Annotated in this window: 1 protein-coding gene; it reads left to right on the forward strand. The window is 52.8% G+C overall.

Going from position 1 to position 1,165, the window contains the following annotated elements:
• Positions 1-246: 246 nt before the first annotated feature.
• Positions 247-1,165 (forward strand): IS110 family RNA-guided transposase (locus GIW69_RS26115; RefSeq protein ID WP_236485672.1); only part of this gene is annotated, 919 nt, incomplete at its 3' end.

Consider the following 1,165-nt stretch of genomic DNA (forward strand, 5'->3'; position numbering starts at 1 on the left):
CAGCTCCTTGTATCTCGACTATCGCCCCTGACGGAGCGATAGTTCTCGACTGATCATCGAGGGAGGGATCTGGAAGCCGCGCAGCTCCTTAGGCTTTTTGCCTGCAATGTAGATGGTGCTCCATCCCTCCGCACTCACTCGTATAGTTCGAACGGTATCTTGGGCCCGTCTCTGGCGTGAGCTCGCATTTGCAAGGTTGGACAGAGTGTAGTGATGATCGCAATTGATCTGATTTGGGAGAGGGAAATGTCCAGTTTCGTCGGTGTCGATGTCGCTAAACATAGCTTTGATGTTGCTACACACCTGCCAAACGGCAAGCACAAAACCAAAGCCAAACTGGCTAACAATGCCAAAGGTTTTAAAGAGTTTGAAGCCTGGCTCCAGAAGCAAGCAGAGCCTTCTGCGCTGATCGTGATGGAGGCGACTTCTGTCTTTCATCTTGAACTGGCCGAATTCGTTTACAGCAAGGGCTATCGGGTCTGCGTGGCGAACCCTGCAACCATTCATGCCTATGCCGGCAGCGAGTTACGTCGGGTCAAAACCGATAAAAGCGATGCCAAGCTAATTGCTGACTTTGCCAAGGAAAAGCAGGAAAAATTGAGGCTCTGGGCGCCAGAACCTCTGAAGTATCGTCAATTGAAGGCGTTGGTTCGTCGTCTGGATGATCTTCAGGAAATGAGGCAAATGGAGCGTAATCGTCTGGAAGTTTCCAACGAAAACGTCAAGGAATCGATCAACTCGGTGATCGATCACATCGACACCGAGATTGCGCAAACGCACAAAGCGATCAAGAAACACATTGATGACGATCCGGACATGCGCCAAATGCGTGACTTGATCGTGACAATCGATGGCATCGGCGAGAGAACGCTGGAGAGACTGCTGGCTGAACTGGGCGACCTGAGCAAGTATGACGACGCGCGCAAGCTGGTCGCAGCTGCGGGGCTTAATCCTAAACTTCACGACTCAGGGCTTCTCAAGGGGCGCTCGCCGATCTCAAAAGTAGGCTCAGTGCGCGTGCGCGCCGGCCTGTACATGCCAGGCCTGGTTGCGTTGAAGCATAACCAGGCGATCATCGCCATGAAGGATCGCCTGAAGGCCAACGGCAAGGCTCCTAAGCAGATCATCTGTGCAGCGATGCGCAAACTGCTGCACTTCGTATACG

Origin of the sequence: Pseudomonas syringae, from assembly GCF_021605415.1 — a bacterium.
Taxonomy (GTDB): Bacteria; Pseudomonadota; Gammaproteobacteria; order Pseudomonadales; family Pseudomonadaceae; genus Aquipseudomonas; species Aquipseudomonas syringae_S.